The organism is Halorussus salinus, assembly GCF_004765815.2.
Lineage (GTDB): Archaea > Halobacteriota > Halobacteria > Halobacteriales > Haladaptataceae > Halorussus > Halorussus salinus.
Genome location: NZ_SBIS02000011.1, coordinates 118,380 through 136,762, shown reverse-complemented (window position 1 = coordinate 136,762; position 18,383 = coordinate 118,380). Strand labels below are relative to the sequence as shown.

At 68.1% G+C, this 18,383-nt stretch carries 19 protein-coding genes; 11 read left to right on the top strand and 8 right to left on the bottom strand.

What is annotated here, in order from left to right; all coding sequences use genetic code 11:
- Window position 1: 1 nt before the first annotated feature.
- The 6 genes from EPL00_RS20065 (at window position 2) to EPL00_RS20040 (ending at window position 3,852) form a co-directional block, all read left to right on the top strand.
- The gene (locus EPL00_RS20065; RefSeq protein ID WP_135854857.1) at window positions 2–280 is read left to right on the top strand and encodes a DUF7854 family protein; all 279 of its coding nucleotides are present in this window, start codon (window positions 2–4) and stop codon (window positions 278–280) included.
- 151 nt (window positions 281–431) lie between these two features.
- Window positions 432–1,067 carry a DUF835 domain-containing protein gene (locus EPL00_RS20060; RefSeq protein WP_238398258.1) on the top strand — a complete coding sequence of 212 codons (636 nt, stop codon included), beginning with the start codon at window positions 432–434 and terminating at the stop codon, window positions 1,065–1,067.
- A gap of 64 nt (window positions 1,068–1,131) precedes the next feature.
- Window positions 1,132–1,470 carry a DUF7855 family protein gene (locus tag EPL00_RS20055; protein WP_135854858.1) on the top strand — a complete coding sequence of 113 codons (339 nt, stop codon included), beginning with the start codon at window positions 1,132–1,134 and terminating at the stop codon, window positions 1,468–1,470.
- Window positions 1,467–2,273, top strand: coding sequence for a DUF7856 family protein (locus EPL00_RS20050; protein ID WP_135854859.1), 807 nt, complete (start codon window positions 1,467–1,469; stop codon window positions 2,271–2,273). Before EPL00_RS20055 ends, EPL00_RS20050 begins: the two co-directional genes overlap by 4 nt.
- Before the next feature lie 188 nt (window positions 2,274–2,461).
- A complete protein-coding gene (locus tag EPL00_RS20045; protein ID WP_135854860.1) occupies window positions 2,462–3,175 on the top strand; it encodes a DUF7857 domain-containing protein in 714 nt (237 codons plus the stop codon).
- Window positions 3,172–3,852, top strand: coding sequence for a MinD/ParA family ATP-binding protein (locus EPL00_RS20040; protein WP_135854861.1), 681 nt, complete (start codon window positions 3,172–3,174; stop codon window positions 3,850–3,852). Before EPL00_RS20045 ends, EPL00_RS20040 begins: the two co-directional genes overlap by 4 nt.
- Before the next feature lie 26 nt (window positions 3,853–3,878).
- Here EPL00_RS20040 and EPL00_RS20035 read toward each other — a convergent pair whose 3' ends face one another.
- Window positions 3,879–4,754 (bottom strand): transcription initiation factor IIB, encoded by an 876-nt coding sequence (locus EPL00_RS20035; RefSeq protein WP_135854862.1) that lies wholly within the window; start codon window positions 4,752–4,754, stop codon window positions 3,879–3,881.
- Between the two features lie 172 nt (window positions 4,755–4,926).
- Here EPL00_RS20035 and EPL00_RS20030 point away from each other — a divergent pair, with 172 nt between their 5' ends.
- On the top strand, window positions 4,927–5,448 hold the full coding sequence (locus EPL00_RS20030; RefSeq protein WP_135854994.1) for a DUF7858 family protein: 522 nt from the start codon (window positions 4,927–4,929) through the stop codon (window positions 5,446–5,448).
- Between the two features lie 475 nt (window positions 5,449–5,923).
- Here EPL00_RS20030 and EPL00_RS20025 read toward each other — a convergent pair whose 3' ends face one another.
- The 3 genes from EPL00_RS20025 to EPL00_RS20015 form a co-directional block, all read right to left on the bottom strand.
- Entirely contained in the window at window positions 5,924–6,697 is a 774-nt protein-coding gene (locus EPL00_RS20025; protein WP_135854863.1) for an AAA family ATPase, read from the bottom strand.
- A gap of 69 nt (window positions 6,698–6,766) precedes the next feature.
- Window positions 6,767–7,198: an HIT family protein gene (locus tag EPL00_RS20020; protein WP_135854864.1), complete on the bottom strand. Its 432-nt coding sequence runs from the start codon at window positions 7,196–7,198 to the stop codon at window positions 6,767–6,769.
- A 74-nt stretch (window positions 7,199–7,272) separates the two neighbouring features.
- Window positions 7,273–7,701: an SHOCT domain-containing protein gene (locus EPL00_RS20015; RefSeq protein ID WP_135854865.1), complete on the bottom strand. Its 429-nt coding sequence runs from the start codon at window positions 7,699–7,701 to the stop codon at window positions 7,273–7,275.
- A gap of 126 nt (window positions 7,702–7,827) precedes the next feature.
- Between EPL00_RS20015 and ileS the strand changes: the two genes are divergently transcribed.
- A complete protein-coding gene (ileS, locus tag EPL00_RS20010) occupies window positions 7,828–11,070 on the top strand; it encodes an isoleucine--tRNA ligase (protein ID WP_135854866.1) in 3,243 nt (1,080 codons plus the stop codon).
- An 18-nt stretch (window positions 11,071–11,088) separates the two neighbouring features.
- Here the strand turns inward: ileS and EPL00_RS20005 are convergent, their stop codons facing one another.
- Window positions 11,089–11,946 carry a ribose-phosphate diphosphokinase gene (locus tag EPL00_RS20005; RefSeq protein WP_135854867.1) on the bottom strand — a complete coding sequence of 286 codons (858 nt, stop codon included), beginning with the start codon at window positions 11,944–11,946 and terminating at the stop codon, window positions 11,089–11,091.
- A gap of 141 nt (window positions 11,947–12,087) precedes the next feature.
- Window positions 12,088–13,017 (bottom strand): HVO_0234 family beta-propeller protein, encoded by a 930-nt coding sequence (locus EPL00_RS20000; RefSeq protein WP_135854868.1) that lies wholly within the window; start codon window positions 13,015–13,017, stop codon window positions 12,088–12,090.
- A 544-nt stretch (window positions 13,018–13,561) separates the two neighbouring features.
- On the opposite strand from EPL00_RS20000, the gene glmM reads away from it, so the two are divergent.
- Both glmM and EPL00_RS19990 read left to right on the top strand, forming a co-directional pair.
- Window positions 13,562–14,926 carry a phosphoglucosamine mutase gene (gene glmM / locus EPL00_RS19995; protein WP_135854869.1) on the top strand — a complete coding sequence of 455 codons (1,365 nt, stop codon included), beginning with the start codon at window positions 13,562–13,564 and terminating at the stop codon, window positions 14,924–14,926.
- Window positions 14,927–14,981: 55 nt separating this feature from the next.
- The gene (locus EPL00_RS19990; RefSeq protein ID WP_135854870.1) at window positions 14,982–15,389 is read left to right on the top strand and encodes a hypothetical protein; all 408 of its coding nucleotides are present in this window, start codon (window positions 14,982–14,984) and stop codon (window positions 15,387–15,389) included.
- A gap of 32 nt (window positions 15,390–15,421) precedes the next feature.
- Here the strand turns inward: EPL00_RS19990 and EPL00_RS19985 are convergent, their stop codons facing one another.
- Together EPL00_RS19985 and hisI are read right to left on the bottom strand one after the other, a co-directional pair.
- The gene (locus EPL00_RS19985) at window positions 15,422–16,567 is read right to left on the bottom strand and encodes a DUF7118 family protein (RefSeq protein ID WP_135854871.1); all 1,146 of its coding nucleotides are present in this window, start codon (window positions 16,565–16,567) and stop codon (window positions 15,422–15,424) included.
- Window positions 16,560–17,015 carry a phosphoribosyl-AMP cyclohydrolase gene (hisI, locus tag EPL00_RS19980; protein WP_135854872.1) on the bottom strand — a complete coding sequence of 152 codons (456 nt, stop codon included), beginning with the start codon at window positions 17,013–17,015 and terminating at the stop codon, window positions 16,560–16,562. The genes EPL00_RS19985 and hisI overlap by 8 nt, the downstream gene beginning before the upstream one ends.
- 151 nt (window positions 17,016–17,166) lie before the next feature.
- On the opposite strand from hisI, the gene EPL00_RS19975 reads away from it, so the two are divergent.
- Entirely contained in the window at window positions 17,167–18,378 is a 1,212-nt protein-coding gene (locus EPL00_RS19975; RefSeq protein WP_135854873.1) for a sodium:calcium antiporter, read from the top strand.
- Window positions 18,379–18,383: the final 5 nt, after the last annotated feature.

The following is an 18,383-nucleotide window of genomic DNA, read 5'->3' as shown; positions in this document are numbered from 1 at the left end:
CATGGACCGCATCTCCGCGCTTCGGAACGTCGAGGAGGCGCTGGCCGACTTCGAGTCGGGCGAGGCCGACCTGCGCGCGACCGAGCGCCGCGTCGTGAACGTCCTCCGGACGTACGCCACCGAGTTCGAGGACGACCAGTTGTCGGTCTACCGCGCTTCCGGCACCGACGAGGCGGAGGGCGTCGTCGTCGTCGCCGAATCGGCGTCCCGCGCCCGCGAGAACGTGGCCGAGCGCGTCGAGACCGACGAGTCGGCGGTCGAGGTCCGGGAACTGAGCTAACCGTCCCGCGTTCGACGACTCGCGGACCCGCGACGAGGCTCACGACTTCGGTCGCACGTGAATGACAAAGGAAAATAAATAAGGTAGGTTCCCGTAGGAGTATCCGTTCAGACGTACCAACCAGTCGAATCAGCACGCACGGGACATCACAATGCGAAGCAAGGGCCACGACGAGAGCGAGTCACTCCGGGCGGACGTAGAGCAGGGGGCCTGCGTTCTGCTACTGACGCCGTCGATTCACGAGGCCACCGACGACGCGTGCCACGACCTCCTCACGCCGACGGGGGACACCGACGAGAACGTCCTGTGGGTCACGTACACGCGGTCGGCCGACGCCTGTATCCGGGACTGGCTATCCCACACCGACGAGCGCCCCCGGAACGCACGCATCGTCAGCGTCGGCGAGACGACCCGGTCGGCCTCGGCGGCGGTGGGCGACAGCGCCGGACCCGCGCCGACCAGCGACATCGTGGAACCGCTCTCGAATCCGGGCGACCTGACCGGTCTCGGTATCAAACTCAGCGAGATTCTCAAGGAGTGGGGCGACAACGACAACGAGACCGTCGCGTGTTTCGACTCGCTGACGGCGCTGCTCCAGTACGCCGACCTTCAGACCATCTACAAGTTCCTCCACGTCCTGACGGGTCGGTTCGACACGGCCGACGCGACCGCACACTTCCACCTCGACCCGGAGGCCTGCGACCAGCAGACCGTCAGCACGCTCACCTCGCTGTTCGACACGGTGGTCGAACGCGAGGAGGGCGAGTGGGTCGTCCGGAGCAGATAGTCGTCCGCAGGTCGCCCGGAGCGAGAGGATAATTTTAAAATCGAACGGACGGCAAGCTACGCCCGTGCTACTGGTCGTGACGTACTCGCGGGCCGCGCGCCAGACCCTCCGGAACGTCTGTAACCGACACGACGAGGCGGTCGTCCAGCGGTTCGGCCGCGCCGCCCTGCTGGACGCGACCGAACTCGGCGCGTTTCTGGCGTTGCGCCTCCGCGAGAAACACGCTGGCGACGTACAACTCGAACGAACCACCACGTTCAACGAGTTCGAGGAGGTCCCCGAGTCGGTCCGGGACGCCGCCGCGGCCTACGAGGAGCGCGACCACGCGAGTACACCTTACGCCAAGTTCGCGGTCGGCACCGACCACCCCGACGCCGACGCGATGCGCGACGCGGAGCTATGAGGGTCCGCGTCGCCGACGAGACTCGGACGGGCAACGTCATCGACCTCCGGAGCTACGACCTCGAAATCACCGCGGTCGCCGAGGCGATTCGCGACGAGAACACGGATTCCCCGGTGGCAATCGACTGCCCGCCGCCGGGTCCGGCCCACGCCCACGTCGGCGCGATTCGCGCCGGAATGGCGTGGTCGCTCCGGCCCGCGCTCGCGGCGGCCGCGCGCTCGCGGGGTCACGCCCCGCCGCAGGCCGACGCCCTCGCGGAAGTCCGGGACCTCCTCGACGACCTCGACGCGCCCGCCATCGACCTGCGGGACGCCCGCCGCCGGGTCGCCGAGACCACCGACGCGGCCGAGGAGTTACGCGAGGAGGTCGCCACCCTCCGGGGGCGCGTGCGGGCGCTCCGGGAGGCGGACGCCGACCCGACCGACGCGGAGGCGGACCTCGCGGAGACCACGCGACTCCTCTCGGAGGCGGAAACCGAGCGCATCGCGGCCGAGCAGACGCTGGCCCGCGCCCGCGAGCAGGCCCGCGCCGACCGCGAGCGCCGCCGGGAGCGACTGCGCTTGGAGGACCGCGCGGCGAACCTCCGCCGGAGCGCCCGGAAGTCGTTGGCCGACGACGTGCGCGAGGCGTTCGAGGAGGCCCGCGAGAAACTGCCGGTCGATGCCGAGCCGCCGGTTTCGGCCGCGCTCGCGGTCGCTCGCGTCGCGGCTCTCGACGCGCCGGTCGTCGTCGGCACGGTCGAGTCGTTCGACCGCGTCGATGCGCTCGCGGAGTGGGTGGACGCTCCCGTAGTCCGGGTGTAGAGTTCTATAGGTTTCTTTGAGAATTATACAGGAGTGCTAAAGAATGGTATAGAAGTGCTAAAGGTAGATTTAGTCGGCTTCACTCGTCGGCTCGGCTACCGGTTCGTCTTCGAGCCGCGGAAGCGTTCGGCGCGACGCGCCCCGACTCGGGTCCACCTTTATCACCGAAGACGGGACGAACCACGGCCATGCTGGAACTCGACTCGCAGGTCGAACGCCGCGCTGGCGTCGCGCTCGTGACGCTGGTCGTCCGGAATCCGAGCGACGTTCCTCGCCGGGTTCGGATCGCCGACCTCCTCGCCGGGCCGATTTGGCCGCCGCGGTGTGAAGGCGTCCCCGCCGCGGGGTGGGACGACGGCGGCTTCGAGGGCGTCGTCCCGGCCCGCGACCGGCGGGCGTTGGGATACGCGAGTCCCGTGGACGAATCCGACGCCGACGCTCCTCGCGGTCCCGAGGTCTCCCACGATTCCGACGCGCTGGCGAACCCTCCCGCGGAAATCGTCTGGTCCGAGCGCGCCGGGTCGTCCGAGTCTCGTTCCGAGACCGACCCCGAGGAGGTCGCCGCCGACGGGACCCCCGAGGGCGTCGTCCGGTCGCTCGGCGACCCGCGGCCGCCCGCCGACGCGGTGCCGACCCCCGACTCCCCCGCGGCTGAGTCCTCCGCGGCCGACTCGTCCGCCGACTCCGTGTCATCAGTCTCCGAGTCGGAGACGGACGATGCGCCGGTTCCCGACCGACCTATCCCGGAACCGGTCGAGGAGTGGCTCTCGGCCGTCGAGGAGCGCGCAGACGCCCGACCCGGCGAGTCCGGACCGGGCCTCCGACCGGCCGACCGGGCCGCGCTCGGGACCGTCGCGGACCGAATCGACGCGCTTCGCGGGCGCTCGGGGCGGTCGCCGTGATTCTGGCCGTCGCGGGCGGCAAGGGCGGCGTCGGCAAGTCCACCGTCGCGCTCGAACTCGGCGCGCAACTCGACGCCGTGGTCGTGGACGCCGACCTCGCGATGGCCGACCTCGCGGCCGGGCGCGGCCCGGACCTCCACGACGTACTGGCCGGGCGGGCCGACCCCCTCGAAGCGGTCTGTGAGGAGGGACCGGTCGCTCTCCTCCCCTGCGGGCGCACCCTCGCCGGAGCGCGCGCTGGCGACGTGACCCGCCTCGTCTCGGCGGTCGAGGCGGTCGAGGAGACCTACGGGTCGGTCGTCGTGGACTGTCCGGCGGGTATGGCCGCCGACGTGGGGATGGGTCTGCTGGCGGCCGACGCCGCGGTTCTCGTCACCGCGCCCCGCGAGTTCGCGCTGGCCGACGCGCTCCGGACCCGCGCGCTCGCCAGCGAACTCGACGCCGGACTGGCCGCCGTCGCGCTCAACCGGACCGGTGAGAACCCGCCCACCGCCGAGGTCCGGCGGGCGCTCGGTGCCCCCGTCGTGTCGATTCCCGACGACGACCGAGTGGCGCGCGCGCATCGCAACGGCTCGCCGGTGGCGGCCCTCGCGCCCGAGAGCCGCCCCGCCGACCGGTTCCGGGACCTCGCAGAAGAGTCGCGTCTGGCGTTCGATTCGCGGTCGTCGGTTCGATAGCGGGCGGAACTGCTCGGCGAAAACGCTCAGTCCTGTAAGTCCTTGTACGCCGACCGGAGCGTCACCGCGGTCACGTCCGCGACCTCGGCGGCCGCTTTCTGGGTCATCCGGTGGCGCGTCCCGAGCGCGGCGGCGTACAGACACGCCGCGGCGAACCCGCCGGGGTTCCGGCCCGAAATCAGGTTCCTGTCGTGGCCCTCCTCGACCAGTTCGGCGGCCTCGCGCTCCACGGCGGTCGGGAGGTCGAGTCGGCTGGCGAACCGGGGCAGGTACTGCTTGGGGTCGATGGGACCGGTCGGCAGGCCGAGTTCGGTGTTCATCACGTCGTAGGCGGTCTTGAGTTCGCTCCGGGTCGCCCGCGCCACGTCCAGCACCTCGTCGAGCGTGCGCGAGACCGAGGAGGTCCGACACGTCGCGTACACCACCGCGGCGGTGAACCCTTCCAGCGACCGACCGCGGAGCAGGTCCTCGGACTGGGCGGACTCGAACAGCACGCAGGCGCGGTCCCGCACGTTGTTCGAGAGGTCCAGCGAACTCACTAGCCGCCGAATCTCGGTGAAGGCGTACACCTGATTGCGCTCGGTCTTCGAGCCTATCTTGGCCCTGTCGTGGTGCTTTCTCATTCGGGCGACGCGCCGCCGCTTGCGACCGGTCAACCGGAGGTCGCTGTCGTGGCCGATTTCGGTCGTCAGTCCGCGGTCGTGGCGCGACCGTGTGAGGGGCGCGCCGGTCCGCTCTTTCTGCGTGTCGTCGTCCGCGAACGACCGCCACTCGGGACCGCGGTCGATTCGGTCCTCGGCGACCACGAGTCCGCAGTCGTCACAGACGGTCTCGCCGCCGTCGGGGGTCAGTCGGCCGTCGCATTCCGGGCACGTCTCGGTCGGTGCGTGTGCTTTGCTCATTACACTCCAAACTTCGGCCGAAACGGTATTTAAAGGAAGGAAGATTTCGGGAGAAACGCCCGACTCGGCTCCGGAGAGCGTACCGGTAATCGGTAGGTTTCGTCGCGCTACCGGTTATCAGGTTCGATACCTGTCACCGACGCTTAAGTCGATGACGGGACAACCCTCGGACGTGACACTCTCGGACATCGCCGACGGACTCGAAGTCACCACCGAACAGCGCGACCGCGGCGTCGCGTCGGTGGACGCCACGGCCGACGCCGGAACCGAGGAGGGCCTCCGAGAGCGACTCGCCGACTTCGCCGACGACCTGCCCTGCGACGCCGCCTCGGCGGCCGCCATCGTCGATGCACACACCGCGGGCACCTCGGTCGGCGACGCCGCCCACGACGCGGGCGTCGCGCCCATCACGGCCTCGAAGACTCTCCACCTCCTCGGGTGCGAGGGCGTCTCGCCGCTGACGCCGCGCGCTCATCAGATTCTCCGCGACTGGCTCGCGGCCGACCTCTCCCGGACCGAGGCCCGTGAACTCGCGGGCGCGAGCGAGACGGAGTTCGCGCTGGCGACGTTCGTCGAGACCCACGAACCGCTCGACGGTGCGCGGGAAGTCGTCTCCGGGGTTCAGTCGATGCGCGACGATAGAAATCGAGACGCGCTCTCGGAAGCGAGAAGCACTGTAACGGATTTGATTTGAGGACGATGCGGGCGTCGGTTGCGTTCCGACGGTCGGTTACCACGGGCGGGGGTCGCACGCGAACGCGCCACAGCCGAACGGACGGATGCTAATCATTATCTGTCACCTCCTATCGACAAATCGAAGAGAAATATAATAAATCTAACCATCAGTTACGAAATAATCTATATTAAATATAATTAAATATAGGAAAATCGACTAGAGAACGTAGGCAGTGGACGGAGACGTATCGAGGAGTGTTTTCGTGAGTCTCCGGCGGGTGCGAAAAGTGACGTATTGGATTCGGCTTGTTGGCGATTCGACTCGCTATCAACGTCTCGCCCGACCTCTACACGGGGAGACACTTGTGGATGCCACAGTCGAACGGCGTGGTGAAGAGCATTCTCTGAACCTCCACTGAACGTTATCAGTTCACACGGTATAAATTCTACTAATGAATTCTGAAAAATATAGGTCTGCTTCCGTTTCTCCCGTTCTACTCCGAGAGCGCGTCGGGCAACAGTTCGCCCGCGTCGAAGTCGAACAGTCCGGACTCTTCGAACTCCAGTCCCAACTCGGCGTTTAACGCGACCTCCGCGGCGTGTGCCACGGCGGGCGCGAAGGTCGCTTCCGGCTCCGGCGCGCTGGCGGGCACGTCCGCGACGGTCGAGGAGTCACCCCTTGGCACCGCGGCGTCGGCGCTCCGGAGCGGATGGTCGGGGGTAGCGCGGTTCGCGACTACGGCGTCCACCCTCGCGCCCACGTCGGCGACTCGCCCGCGAGTGCGCTGGAGCGCGTCCACGCCGCGCTCGCTCGCGGGTGCGACGACCGCAACCCGCTCGGCGCTCGTCACCGCCGCGACGGCCTGATTCGCGGCGACCGGCGGCGCGTCCACCAGCACGTGGTCGAACCTGCTCGCGGCCTCGCCGAGGAGGTCCCCGAACCGTTGGGCGGCCTCGGCGGTCTTCGCCCGTGCGAGTCGCTCGAACGGGCCGCGCGCCGGGCAGAGTTCGAGTCGCCCCGCGAGGTCGGCGGTCGCGGGATGTTCCCGGAGGCCGTCGGCGAGCGGTCGCTCCTCGGTGAGGAGACTCGTCACGTCGGGGTCGATGCGGCCCGAGCAGTGGCGGGCCAGCCCTTCGGTGGCGAAGTCGGCGTCCAGAACGGCGACCTCGCGGCCGTCGCGGGCGAGCGTCGCGCCGAGTTCGACGGCGAGTCGAGTCGTGCCAGCGCCGCCGGTCGCGCCGACGAGCGCGGCAGTCGAACGTGTCATTACTGCGAGCTTGCTTCGCCCTGATATAAAAGCGTATGCTTGGCTGGCCCGGCCGTCGGGTCGCTTCGCTCAGTCGCGCTGGGTGTGAATCTCCTCGGCGATTTCGTCCAACTCGTCGTCGGTGAGGTCCGGGCGCTGGCCCGCCACCGCGTGGATGGGGTTGCCGCCGTCGCCGTCGAACCGCGGGATGATGTGGCCGTGGACGTGCGGGACCTCCTGTCCGGCGGCCTCGCCGTTGTTGAACGCGACGTTGGTGCCGTCGGCGTCCACGGCGTGTTCGACCGCGGTGTTCAGGCGGTGGAGCGCGCCGAAGACGTGGGCGGCAACGTCTTCGGGAGTGTCTTCGAGCGTCTCGTAGTGGTCCTTCGGGATGACGAGCGTGTGGCCCGGCGCGAGGGGGTTCGCGTCGAGGAACGCCATCGCGGTGTCGTCCTCGAAGACCTTGCGGCTCGGGATGTCGCCGTCCACGATTTGACAGAAGATGCAGTCGTCTTGGCTCATGGCTGTCCCAGCGTTCGACGCCGCGACGTATCAATTTTGAGGCTTCTTGACTCGCTCGACCGGGAAGGCGAGGCTCAGGACGACCGGTCGAACGACTTTTCGGTCTGCTCCTCGCGGGCGCGAGCGCGGTCCTCAACGTCTTCTAACGTCTCGGTGTCGAGGAGTCGCTCCAACTTTCGCTCGAACTGCTCGTCGGTGAGTTCCCCCCGAGCGTAGCGGTCTCTGAGCGTCTCCAGCGCGTCGTCGTCGGATTCGTCTCCGCGTTCGTCGGTCTCGGCGTCGGCTTCGCGTTCGTCGGCCTCGTCGTCCCACCACTCGCCGTCGTCCTCCTCGTCGCCGAACAGGAGTTCGGCCACCGGAACGACGACGACGTAGCCGAACAGGAGCGCGGCGAGCCACCAGTCCTGTCCGGTGAACATCGCCGCGAGCCAGATGCCCGTGACCAGCATGCTCACCACCTCGGTCGCGTTCTCCCGAAGACGCTCGTAGGGCGTCGCTGTCATGCCAGCGACTACGAAGGTCGGCGTAAAAACAGTGCGGGAGTCGTTGGGGTGTTTCGCTCCGTCGCCGCCGACAGTTCCAACTGCACAACCGAACCCGATTTAACTCAGTAGAAGCACAGGACAGGTATGAGCAGGTTCGGCGAAGTCGAGGACCAGTACGACCCCGACGCGGTCGAAGACCGGGTGTTCGACTACTGGGACGAGGTAGACGCCTACGAGAAAGCAACGGAGCATCGCGCCGACGCCGAGACGTTCTTCTTCGTGGACGGGCCGCCCTACACCTCCGGCGCGGCCCACATGGGCACCACGTGGAACAAGACCCTGAAAGACGCCTACATCCGGTATCTCCGGATGTCCGGCTACGACGTGACAGACCGGCCGGGCTACGACATGCACGGTCTGCCCATCGAGACGAAAGTCGAGGAGCAACTGGGCTTCGAGAACAAGAAGGACATCGAGGAGTTCGGCGAGGAGAACTTCATCCAAGAGTGCAAGGAGTTCGCCGAGGACCAACTCGACGGTTTGCAGGAGGACTTCAAGTCCTTCGGCGTCTGGATGGACTGGGACGACCCGTACAAGACGGTCAATCCCGAGTACATGGAAGCGGCGTGGTGGGGCTTCGAGCAGGCCCACGAGAAGGGACTGGTCGAGCAGGGCCAGCGGTCCATCTCCCAGTGCCCGCGCTGTGAGACCGCCATCGCCAACAACGAAGTCGAGTACGAGGACGTGGACGACCCGTCCATCTACGTCAAGTTCCCGCTTCGCGAGACCGACCACGGGGCGGTCTCGGAAGACGCGAGCGGTGAACCCGCGAGCGACGAGTATCTGGTCATCTGGACCACCACGCCGTGGACCATCCCCGCTAATACCTTCGTCGCGGTGGACGGCGACGTGACTTACCAGCGAGTCCGAGCGACGAAAGACGGGAAGGAGGAGGTTCTCTACCTCGCGGACGGCTGTGTCGAGGAGGTCCTGAAGAAGGGCCGCTATTCGGACTACGAAGTCGAAGGCGAGGTCACGGGCGACGAGATGGTCGGCTGGAAGTACGACCATCCCCTCCGCGAGGAGGTCCCCGACCACGCCGAAGGCGAGGACGCACTGCAGGTCTACACCGCCGACTACGTGGAAGTGGACCGCACCGGCCTCGTCCACTCCGCGCCCGGCCACGGTGAAGAGGACTTCGAGCGCGGCCGCGAACTCGGACTGGACATCTTCTGTCCAGTCGGGAGCGACGGCGTGTACGGCGACTCGGCGGGCAAGTACGCCGGGCAGTACGTCAAGGACGCCGACGAGGAAATCATCGCCGACCTCGAAGAGAAGGACTTGATGCTCTCGTCGGGCACCACCACCCACAGCTACGGCCACTGCTGGCGGTGTGACACCGGCATCATCCAAATCGTCACCGACCAGTGGTTCATCACCATCACCGACGTGAAAGACCAACTGCTGGACAACATCGAGGACAGCGAGTGGCACCCCGAGTGGGCACGGGACAATCGCTTCCGGGACTTCGTGGAAGACGCCCCGGACTGGAACGTCTCGCGTCAGCGGTACTGGGGCATCCCCATCCCCATCTGGACCCCCGAAGACTGGGACGGAAGCATGGAGAACGTCGTCGTCGTCGGCACCCGCGAGGAGCTAGCCGAGAAGGTGGACCAAGATATCGACCCCGAGTCCGTGGACCTCCACAAGGGCACGGTGGACGACCTCACCATCACGCAGGACGGCACGACCTACACCCGCGTCGGCGACGTGTTCGACGTGTGGCTCGACTCCTCGGTCGCCTCGTGGGGCACGCTCGACTACCCCGAAAAGGACGACGAGTTCGAGGAGCTGTGGCCCGCCGACCTCATCATGGAGGCCCACGACCAGACCCGCGGGTGGTTCTGGTCGCAACTCGGCATGGGCACGGCCGCCGTCGGCGAAATCCCGTACGACGAGGTGCTGATGCACGGCTACGCCAACATGCCCGACGGCCGCGGCATGTCCAAGTCCAAGGGCATCCTCGTGGACCCCCACGAGGTCATCGACGAGTACGGCACCGACCCGATGCGGATGTTCCTGCTGTCGGCGAACCCGCAGGGCGAGGACATGCGCTTCTCGTACGACGAGACGAGCGAGATGCAGCGGGACCTCAACATCCTCTGGAACGTCTTCCGGTTCCCGCTCCCCTACATGCGACTGGACGACTTCGACCCGAAGGAGACCACCTTGGACGACGTGGACGACGACCTCGAACTCGTGGACGAGTGGGTCCTCGCGCGCCTCCAGTCGGTCGTCGCCGAGATGACCGACCACTGGGACGACTACCGACAGGACAAGGCGCTCTCCGTCCTCCTGAACTTCGTCGTGGAGGACGTGTCGCGGTTCTACATTCAGGTCGTCCGCGAGCGCATGTGGGAAGAGGAGGACAGCGACTCGAAGCTGGCGGCCTACGCCACGTTCTACGAGGTGCTGACCACGGTCGTCGCTCTGCTGGCACCCTACGCGCCGTTCGTCACCGAGACCATTTACGGCACGCTCACGGGCGAGGAGGGCCACGACACGGTCCACATGCTCGACTGGCCCGAGGCCGACGAGTACTGGCAGGACGCCCAATTGGAGACCGACGTGAGCCTCCTGCGCGCCATCGAGGAGGCCGGGTCGAACGCCCGCCAGCAGGCCGAGCGAAAGCTCCGCTGGCCCGTCACGCGCATCGTGGTCACCGCCGACGGCGAGCGCACGGTCGAGGCCGTCGAGCGTCACCGCGACCTGCTGGCCGACCGGCTCAACGCCCGCACCATCGAACTCGTCGGGCCCGACGAGGACTGGGGCGAACTCCACTACAGCGCCGAGGCCGACATGAGTCTCCTCGGGCCGGAGTTCGGCGACGACGCTGGCCGGGTCATGCAGGCGCTCAACGACGCCCAAATCGCGGAGCCGACGCTCTCGGCGCTCGAATCGGCGGTCGAGGAGGACATCGGCATGGACGTGGACCTGACCGACGAGATGGTCGAGTTCGTCACCCGGACCCCCGAGGGCGTCACCGGCGTCGGCTTCGACACCGACGACGACCAGCGCGGCGTCGTCTACGTGGACACGGCACTCACCGAAGACATCGAGAGCGAGGGCTACGCCCGCGAGGTCATCCGGCGCGTCCAAGAGATGCGCAAGGAGATGGACCTCGACATCGAGGAACGCATCCTCCTCGAACTCGCTATCGCCGACGACCGCGTGGCCGACCTCGTGGCCGAGCGCATGGACCTCGTACGCGAGGAGGTCCGCGCCGACGAGGTGGGGAGCGTCGAGGACGGCCACCGCAAGGAGTGGGAGGTCGAAGGCGTCGAGATGGAGATTGCGATTGCGCCGCTGGCGGAAGCAGAGGCGTAGAAAACCGACGATTTTCTTTCAGAGTTTTTCGGCCAGCACGGGCGCGACAGAGACTTCACTCACCGGTCGCTCGATAGTGTCGGTCCCGCAAATCGACTCGACGCCAGCCTTCGAGAGCTTCGTGTAGGCGTCGGCGGCCAGCATCGGGTGGACGCAGGTGACGAACACGCGCGAGGCACCCTTCTCGCGCAGAATCTCGACCGCGCCGGACATCGTGGAGCCGGTGGCGATGATGTCGTCGGTCACCACCACGTCGCGGCCCGCAACGGCCGTGTCGCTCGGCGTCAACTCGACCTCGGTCCCGGAGTGGCGGACCTTCTCGAAGTAGTCGGTCGCGCCCGACCCGTAGGCGTCCCGGACCGTCTCGGCGATGTCCACCGCTCCTGCGTCGGGCGAGAGGAAGACCGGCTCTTCGAGGTCCGCGGGCAGCGGGTCCGCGAGGAGTCCCGCGGCGTCGACCGACTCGGCGGGCACGTCGAAGAAGTCACAGACCGCCTCCTCGTGGGGTTCGACCGTCAGCACGCGGTCGGTCCCCGACGAGATGGCGCGAGCGACGGCGCGGGCCGAGACCGGGTGGCCCTCCTCGAACGCCTCGTCTTGGCGGGCGTAGCCCATGTACGGCAGGACGGTGACGACCTCCGAGGCACCCCACTCGCGGGCGGCGTCCTGCAACTGGAGGAGTTCGACGTGGGCGTCCGACGAGACCGTCGAGGCGACGACGACCGCGCGGGACTCCTCGGCGTCGGCGACGCCGGGCGCGCCCGCCAGCAGTTCGCCGTCGGGGAATCGTTCGTACTCGACGCTCGCCAGAGGTTCGTCCAGTGCGGCCGCGAGTTCGGCCGCGAGCGACTGGGACGCTGACCCGCTGATAATCATGTGCGAGGGGTGTACGTCGGCGGGTAAATCGGTTTTCAATCGCGGCTCGTCGGTCGGCGTCACTGACGTGTCCGGCATCGGCGGTGCGGATAGAGATAGCCCGCCGTTTGTAAGACTATTGAATATATTGCTTAGAAATAGCTAGAGGTTTCTTTGGCCCGACGGCACGGCGACCGCTTCGACTCCCCGTAATCCGAGAACCTGGTGGTGCCAGCCGTCGCCGACCGACAGCAGGAACGTTCCGTCGGCCGTGACCGCGTACGCGCCGTCGCCGTGGTCGAGCGCCACCACTTCGCCGGAGACGGGCAACTCGACGGCCTGCCACGCGCCCTCCTCGCGGGCGAACAGGCCGTCCGCGCCCGCGGCGTGCGCCCACCCGAGGCTCCTCGCGGACGAACCCGTCTCCGCGGGCGCGGCACTGACGGCCCGGAACGCTCCGTTCAGTACGTCCATCCACCCGTTGCCGAGCCTGTAGAGGCCGTCGTCGGTCGCGGCCAGCGGCACGCCCGCGGCGGACACGTCGCGGACCTCCTCCAAGCCCACGTGTTGGAGGTCGTCGCCCACGGCCCGGTAGACGCCCGATTCGGCGGCCACGAGGTCGCCGTCGATGGCTCGCACGTCGTCCAGTTCGCCGAGTTCGGTCCAGCCGCTCGCGCTCCCGCCGGAGTCCGCGCTCGTCGCTCCCGTCTCGTCGCCGCCCGTCGCGTCTCCCGTCTCGCCGCCGCCCGTCGCGTTTCCGCGGACGACCGTGCCGTCCTCGCGGGCCGCCACCAGTTCCCCGTCGGCCGCGAATCCGACCGCCGCGGTCGGGCCGAGGCCCAGCGGTTCGAACTCAACTTCCGTTTCGGCGTCGCCGAAGACGCCGACCAGTAACTCCTCGTCGGTCGCTATCCCGAGGAGCCCTCCTCGTCCCGCGGCGTCGCGGGCCGTACACCGGTGGGCCAGTCCGAACTCGCCCACGAGGTCGTCGGAGGTGTCCACGCGGGCGACCCCGAACTCGCCGACGACGAACACCGGGGTCGGTCCCTCGCTGGCGTCGTACACCCGCTTCTCGTCGATGCTGATGCCCATGTTCGAAGGAGCGTCGGACGGGCGGGAAAACGTTCGGGTTCTATGTGTTGGTTGGGCTTCGGTCTGGGTGGTCGTCGGAGAACTGGAAGACGAAACGCCAATCTGCAGGAAGCTAGCTTCAGGCTTGAACACGGGAGTCTACCGCACAGCACCCACACAGCGGGCTATCGCCGACTCCAGCTATCGCCGACTCCAAGGATTTTCCGCCCCGCACCGCACAGCACCGCGACCGCGGCCCACACCCTCCCCAACCGACTGCGTTGCTCGTTTCACTGCGCTACTCCTCCCTCGCGCGGTTGGTGCGACCCACGGCGGCGTCGCACCAGCACGCGCCGGGTGGTCGGTGTCGTCGTCGCGTCGGGTCGGTGTCGTCGTCGCGTCGGGTCGGTGTCGTCGTCGCGTCGAGTCGGTGCCTTCGACGCCGCGCTCGATTCGGTTCTCGAACGGCCACGCTCTCGACCCGTCAACCCGCTAAGGGAGTGAACGACTCCCTCGCTGGATGCGCTCCGGAATAACTTTTGCCCGCGGGTCCCGAGCGTGTCGTATGAAAGTGTTCGGGTCCAGTGGTACTCGCGGAGTCGCCAACGAGGCGCTGACTCCCGAGTTCGTACTCAAGGTCGCCAAGGCGGCGGGCACCGTCTGGCGGACCGAGCGAGTGGCGGTCGCACGCGACACCCGCGCGACCGGCGAGATGCTGGCCGACGCGGCCGCGAGCGGTCTCGCCAGCGTCGGCGCGGACGTAGACAGGTTGGGCATCATCCCGACGCCGGGCGCGCAGGCTTACGCCGAGCGCCGCGAAATGCCGGTCGTGATGATAACCGCCTCGCACAACCCGCCGGAGTACAACGGCGTCAAGCTAATCGGCGTCGATGGCGTGGAACTCTCCGTCGAGGAGCTAGAGCGCATCGAACAGAAGTTCCTCGCCGAGAAGTTCGACTCGGCGCGCTGGAGCGAGACCGGCGAGAGCCGCCGCGTCGAGGGCGCGGGCCGCGAGTACGTCGAGGCCCTGCTGGACGCGGTAGACCGCGAGACCATCGCCGACGCCGACCTGACCGTCGCGCTCGACCCCGGCCACGGAGCCGGGTCGCTCACCAGCCCCGAGTTCTTCCGGAAACTCGGCTGTCGGGTCGTCACCGCCAACAGTCAGGCCGACGGCCACTTCCCCGGCCGGAACCCCGAACCCGTCCCCGAGAATCTGGGCGACCTCGGCCGACTCGTCGAGGCGACCGACGCCGACGTGGGAATCGCCCACGACGGCGACGCCGACCGCGCCATCTTCTACGACGAGAACGGCGAGTACGTCGAGGGCGACGCCACGCTCGCCGCGCTCGCGGCCGCGGAACTCGACCCCGGCGAGTCGGTCGTCTCGGCGGTCAACGTCTCCCAGCGCCTCGTGGACGTGGCCGACGAGCAGGACGCCTACCTCGAACTGACGCCCATCGGCTCGACCAACATCATCACTCGCATCCGGGAACTCCGCGAGCAGGGCAAGCCGGTCCCGGTCGCTGGCGAGGGCAACGGCGGCATCTTCTTCCCCGACTACCGGCTCTCGCGCGACGGTGCCTACACCGCCGCCCGGTTCCTCGAACTGCTGGCCGACCGCCCCGCCAGCGAGGTCGTCGCGCCCTACGACGGCTACCACAACGTCCGCATCAACGTCGAGTACGACACCGACGCCGAGCGCGACGCCCTGCTGGCCGCGGCCGAGCGCGAGGCCGAGGAGTCCGACGCCGAGACCACCACCCTCGACGGCTACCGAATCGACTACGGCGACGCGTGGGTGCTGGCCCGCCCGAGCGGGACCGAACCGATGGTCCGCATCTACGCCGAGGCCCGCGACGAGGCCCGCGCCGAGGAGCTAGCCGCGGAACTGGAAGGTCAGCTTCGCGCCGCGAAAGCCGAGGTCTGACGCTCCGCCCGATTGTTCCCACAAATTTATATTATATCTGAACTAAAACTGCGCCATGAATCGAAAGGCGCTCGCACTCGGTGCGTTCGGTCAGGTCGCCGTCTTCACCGCCCTGTTTCTGGCGACCGACTCGTTGCTCGTCTCCAGCGGCTCGCTCGTCGTCGGTGGTCTCGTCGCGGGGCGGACCAGCGCCACCGTGGACGCCCAACTCGGGTACGGTGCCCTGACGACGACGCTCGGCGCTGGTCTCTCGTGGGCCGCCTTCGGCGCGTTGGTGTGGTTCAACGCGGCGTCGCTCTCGTCGGCGGCCAGACTAGACCTGACCTTCCTGACGCTAGTCTGGGGGACCATGCCGTTGATCGCCATCGTCCCGGTCGCGGCGTTCGGCGGTGCGTTCACCGGCTACCTGTCGGGCCACGTGCTACCCCACATCTCCCGGAACGTTCACCAATCACTGGAGTGACCCGACGTGCCGCTGGCCGGAATCGTAGCGGCTCACCGCTCGGGATACTCCTCGCGGGCGTCTTCCAATCTCGCTTTCTTCTCGCGCAACTCCGCCAGTTCCGATTCTATCGCACCGCTCGCTACCTTCTCGCGCTCCGAATCGGACAGTTCCGTCTTCGCCTCGGCGGCGGTCCGCAGGCGCTCGAAGCGGGCGTCGTCGCGCACGAGCGACTGGACCGCGCGCAGGTCGGCGACCACCTCGTCGTCGGCGAACCGGGCGACGACCGAGATTAGCTCCTCGATGCGCCACCGGAGGTCGGCGGCCGACCGCGGGGGCCAGTCGAGTCGCAGGGGGTCGGCGTCGAGTCGTTCGAGGTAGGTCTCGTTGGTCGCCACCGCGCGCTTGAGCGCGGTCGGCTCCTCGACGTAGTGGTCGAGCTTCGAGTTCGAGTAGCGGGCGTACTCCAGCAGGTCAGAAATCGGTTCGGTCCCCACGTCGCGGGTCTCGACGTACTCCCGAAGGGCGTCCGGCGGGTCGCGGAACTCGACCAGCGAGTAGTCCTCCGTCGCGGCGACGAACGACAGCACCTCGCGGGCGCTGGCCGACGACCGGAACGAGTCGAACGCCTCGCCGACCGCCTCGTTGTACGCCTCGATGGGGTCGCGTATCTCCTCGACCGGGGCGTCCAAGTCGGCGTCGCCCAACTCGACCAGTCGCTCGCGCTCGGAAATCTCCTCGCGCACGTCCACCAGAGCGTGACCGACCTCCCGGCGGACCTCGCGGTACTCCGCGAGGGCGTCCCGGCGCTCGTCCAGCAGACCCGCGATGTCGCTCGCGGTGGCGAGTCGGTCGCGGGCCGCGGCGAAGTCCGACTCGCTGAGTCGGCGCTTGTCGAAGCGGTCGTCGGCGTCCTCGAAGGCGTTGCGCTCGGGCAGGTCCTCGGGCAACTCCTCGACCAGCGAGGAGAACCGCTCCTGAAACTGGATGAAGTTCTTGAAGTTCTCCTTGCCGGTGCCGGTCGCTTGGTCCTCGTAGCGGTCCAGCAGGTCGGTCGCCCGGTCGTAGGCGTCGGCGACTCGCTCGACGGTCTCCTCGCCGTGGTCCTCGATGCGGGCCTCCACGTCCCGGTAGGCCGCGTCGGCGTCCGCTAACTCCTCGGGCAGGTCGTCGGCCGCGGCTTCGGTGGCGCTACTCATACACGTCGTCGGGGTCGAAGGCTTTCTCGCCGACGACCTCGCCGTCGAGGGTGCGGTAGAAACACGACTCGTAGCCGGTGTGACACGCGCCGCCCTCCTGCTCCACGAGGTACAGCAGGGCGTCGCCGTCGCAGTCCGCGCGGACCTCCCGGACCTGCTGGACGTGCCCGCTGGTCGCGCCCTTCTGCCACAACTCCTCGCGGCTCCGGGAGTAGTAGTGGGCCAGCCCGGTCTCGCGGGTCTGTTCGACGGCTTCGGGGGTGACGTAGGCCAGCATCAGCACGTCGCCGGTGTCGGCGTCCTGTGCGATGGCGGGGATGCGACCGGTCTCGCCGAAGTCGAGTTCGACGGCGGCGAGGTCGGTGTCGGGGTCGCCGTCGATTTCGGCGTCCGGATTCCGGTCGCCGTCGGGGTCGCGGTCGGCGTCGCCGGTGTGGGCGTCGCTCATGTCGCGGTAGTTCGGCTTTCCCGGCGATATGTTTTGTGTGTCGCTCGGCGCGACCCGTCGGCTCGTCGCTCGGCCTCGCGTGTATAATCTTTCAACGGACTCGTCTACCGGGAATCGAGGGTACATGAGGCTCCGCGTCGTGTAATCGAGTATGTCACGCTGGGGGGTGGGAATCGGGTTGGTAGCGGTCGCGTTGCTCGTCGTCGCGGGTGGCGTCGCGCCGGTGGCCGGGCAGAGCCACGGACGCCCGCACGACGCGACTTTCGCGCAGGACGACGGCGAGGAGGGCGAGGGCGGCATCGAGGGCGCAATCGAGGAGGTCGTCGGCGGACAGGGGCTGGCCGGTGCGGTACTCGTCCTGCTCGGGGGCGCGGCCTTGATGACGGTCTGCGTCGAGAAGCTCATCAGCTATCTGACGCGGGCCGCGTTCGGGTTGCGGTTGTCGCTGTTCGCGCTCGCCATCGTCTTCACGGGGTTCGAGTTCGACGACACGGTGTTGGCGCTGGTCCTCTCGGCGGGCGGACTCGAAGGCGCGGCGCTCGGGACGGCACTCGGGACCGGCCTCGCCATCGTCGGGGTCACGCTCGCGCTGGCCGCCGTCGTGGAGCCGTTTCCGGTGGACCTGCCGACCGACTACGTGGTCCTGTTCGCGGTCGGGCCGCTCCTGTTGGTCCCGTTCGTCCTCGCGGGGACACTGACCGCCGTCCACGGCGTCCTACTCGTCGGGTCGTTCGTCCTGACGTTCGGCTACGTCATCGTCCGGGAGTACCGGCGCGACACGCCCGTCTTCCGGAACACCGAACTCGGCGAGTCGGTTCGCTCGGACGGCGGCCGCGCCCTGCCCGCGTCGGTGTCCGAGATTCCGGAAGACCGCCTCGTCTCCGGCCGCACCGGCGCGGGGTGGCTGTGGGTCGGACTGGCGGTCGTCTCGCTGGTCGGCATCGTCTTCGCGTCGATGCTCCTCGAAGCGGGCTCCGGGGTCGTCGTGGAGGGGGTCGGCATCGACGGGACCGTCTTCGGCGCGACCGTGCTGACCGCGATTCTGACCTTTGAGGACCTGTTGCTCACGCTCGAACCGGTCCGACGCGGCGTCCCCGAAATCGGCGTGGGCAACGTCATCGGGAGCGTCCTCTTCTCGGTGACGGGCAACGTCGGCGTCATCCTGCTGTTGAGCGAACTCACCGTCTCGTCGTCGGTGGCGACGTTCCACCTCCCGGCGGTCGTCCTCGTGACCGCGCTCGCGGCCTACTTCTTCCACGAGGGCCGCCTGAAGCGGTGGCACGGCTACCTGTTGGGCGGTCTCTACGTAGCGTACTGGGCGATTGCGCTGGTCGTGTTCGGCGGGGTCCCCCTCGGCGGCTGAGACCG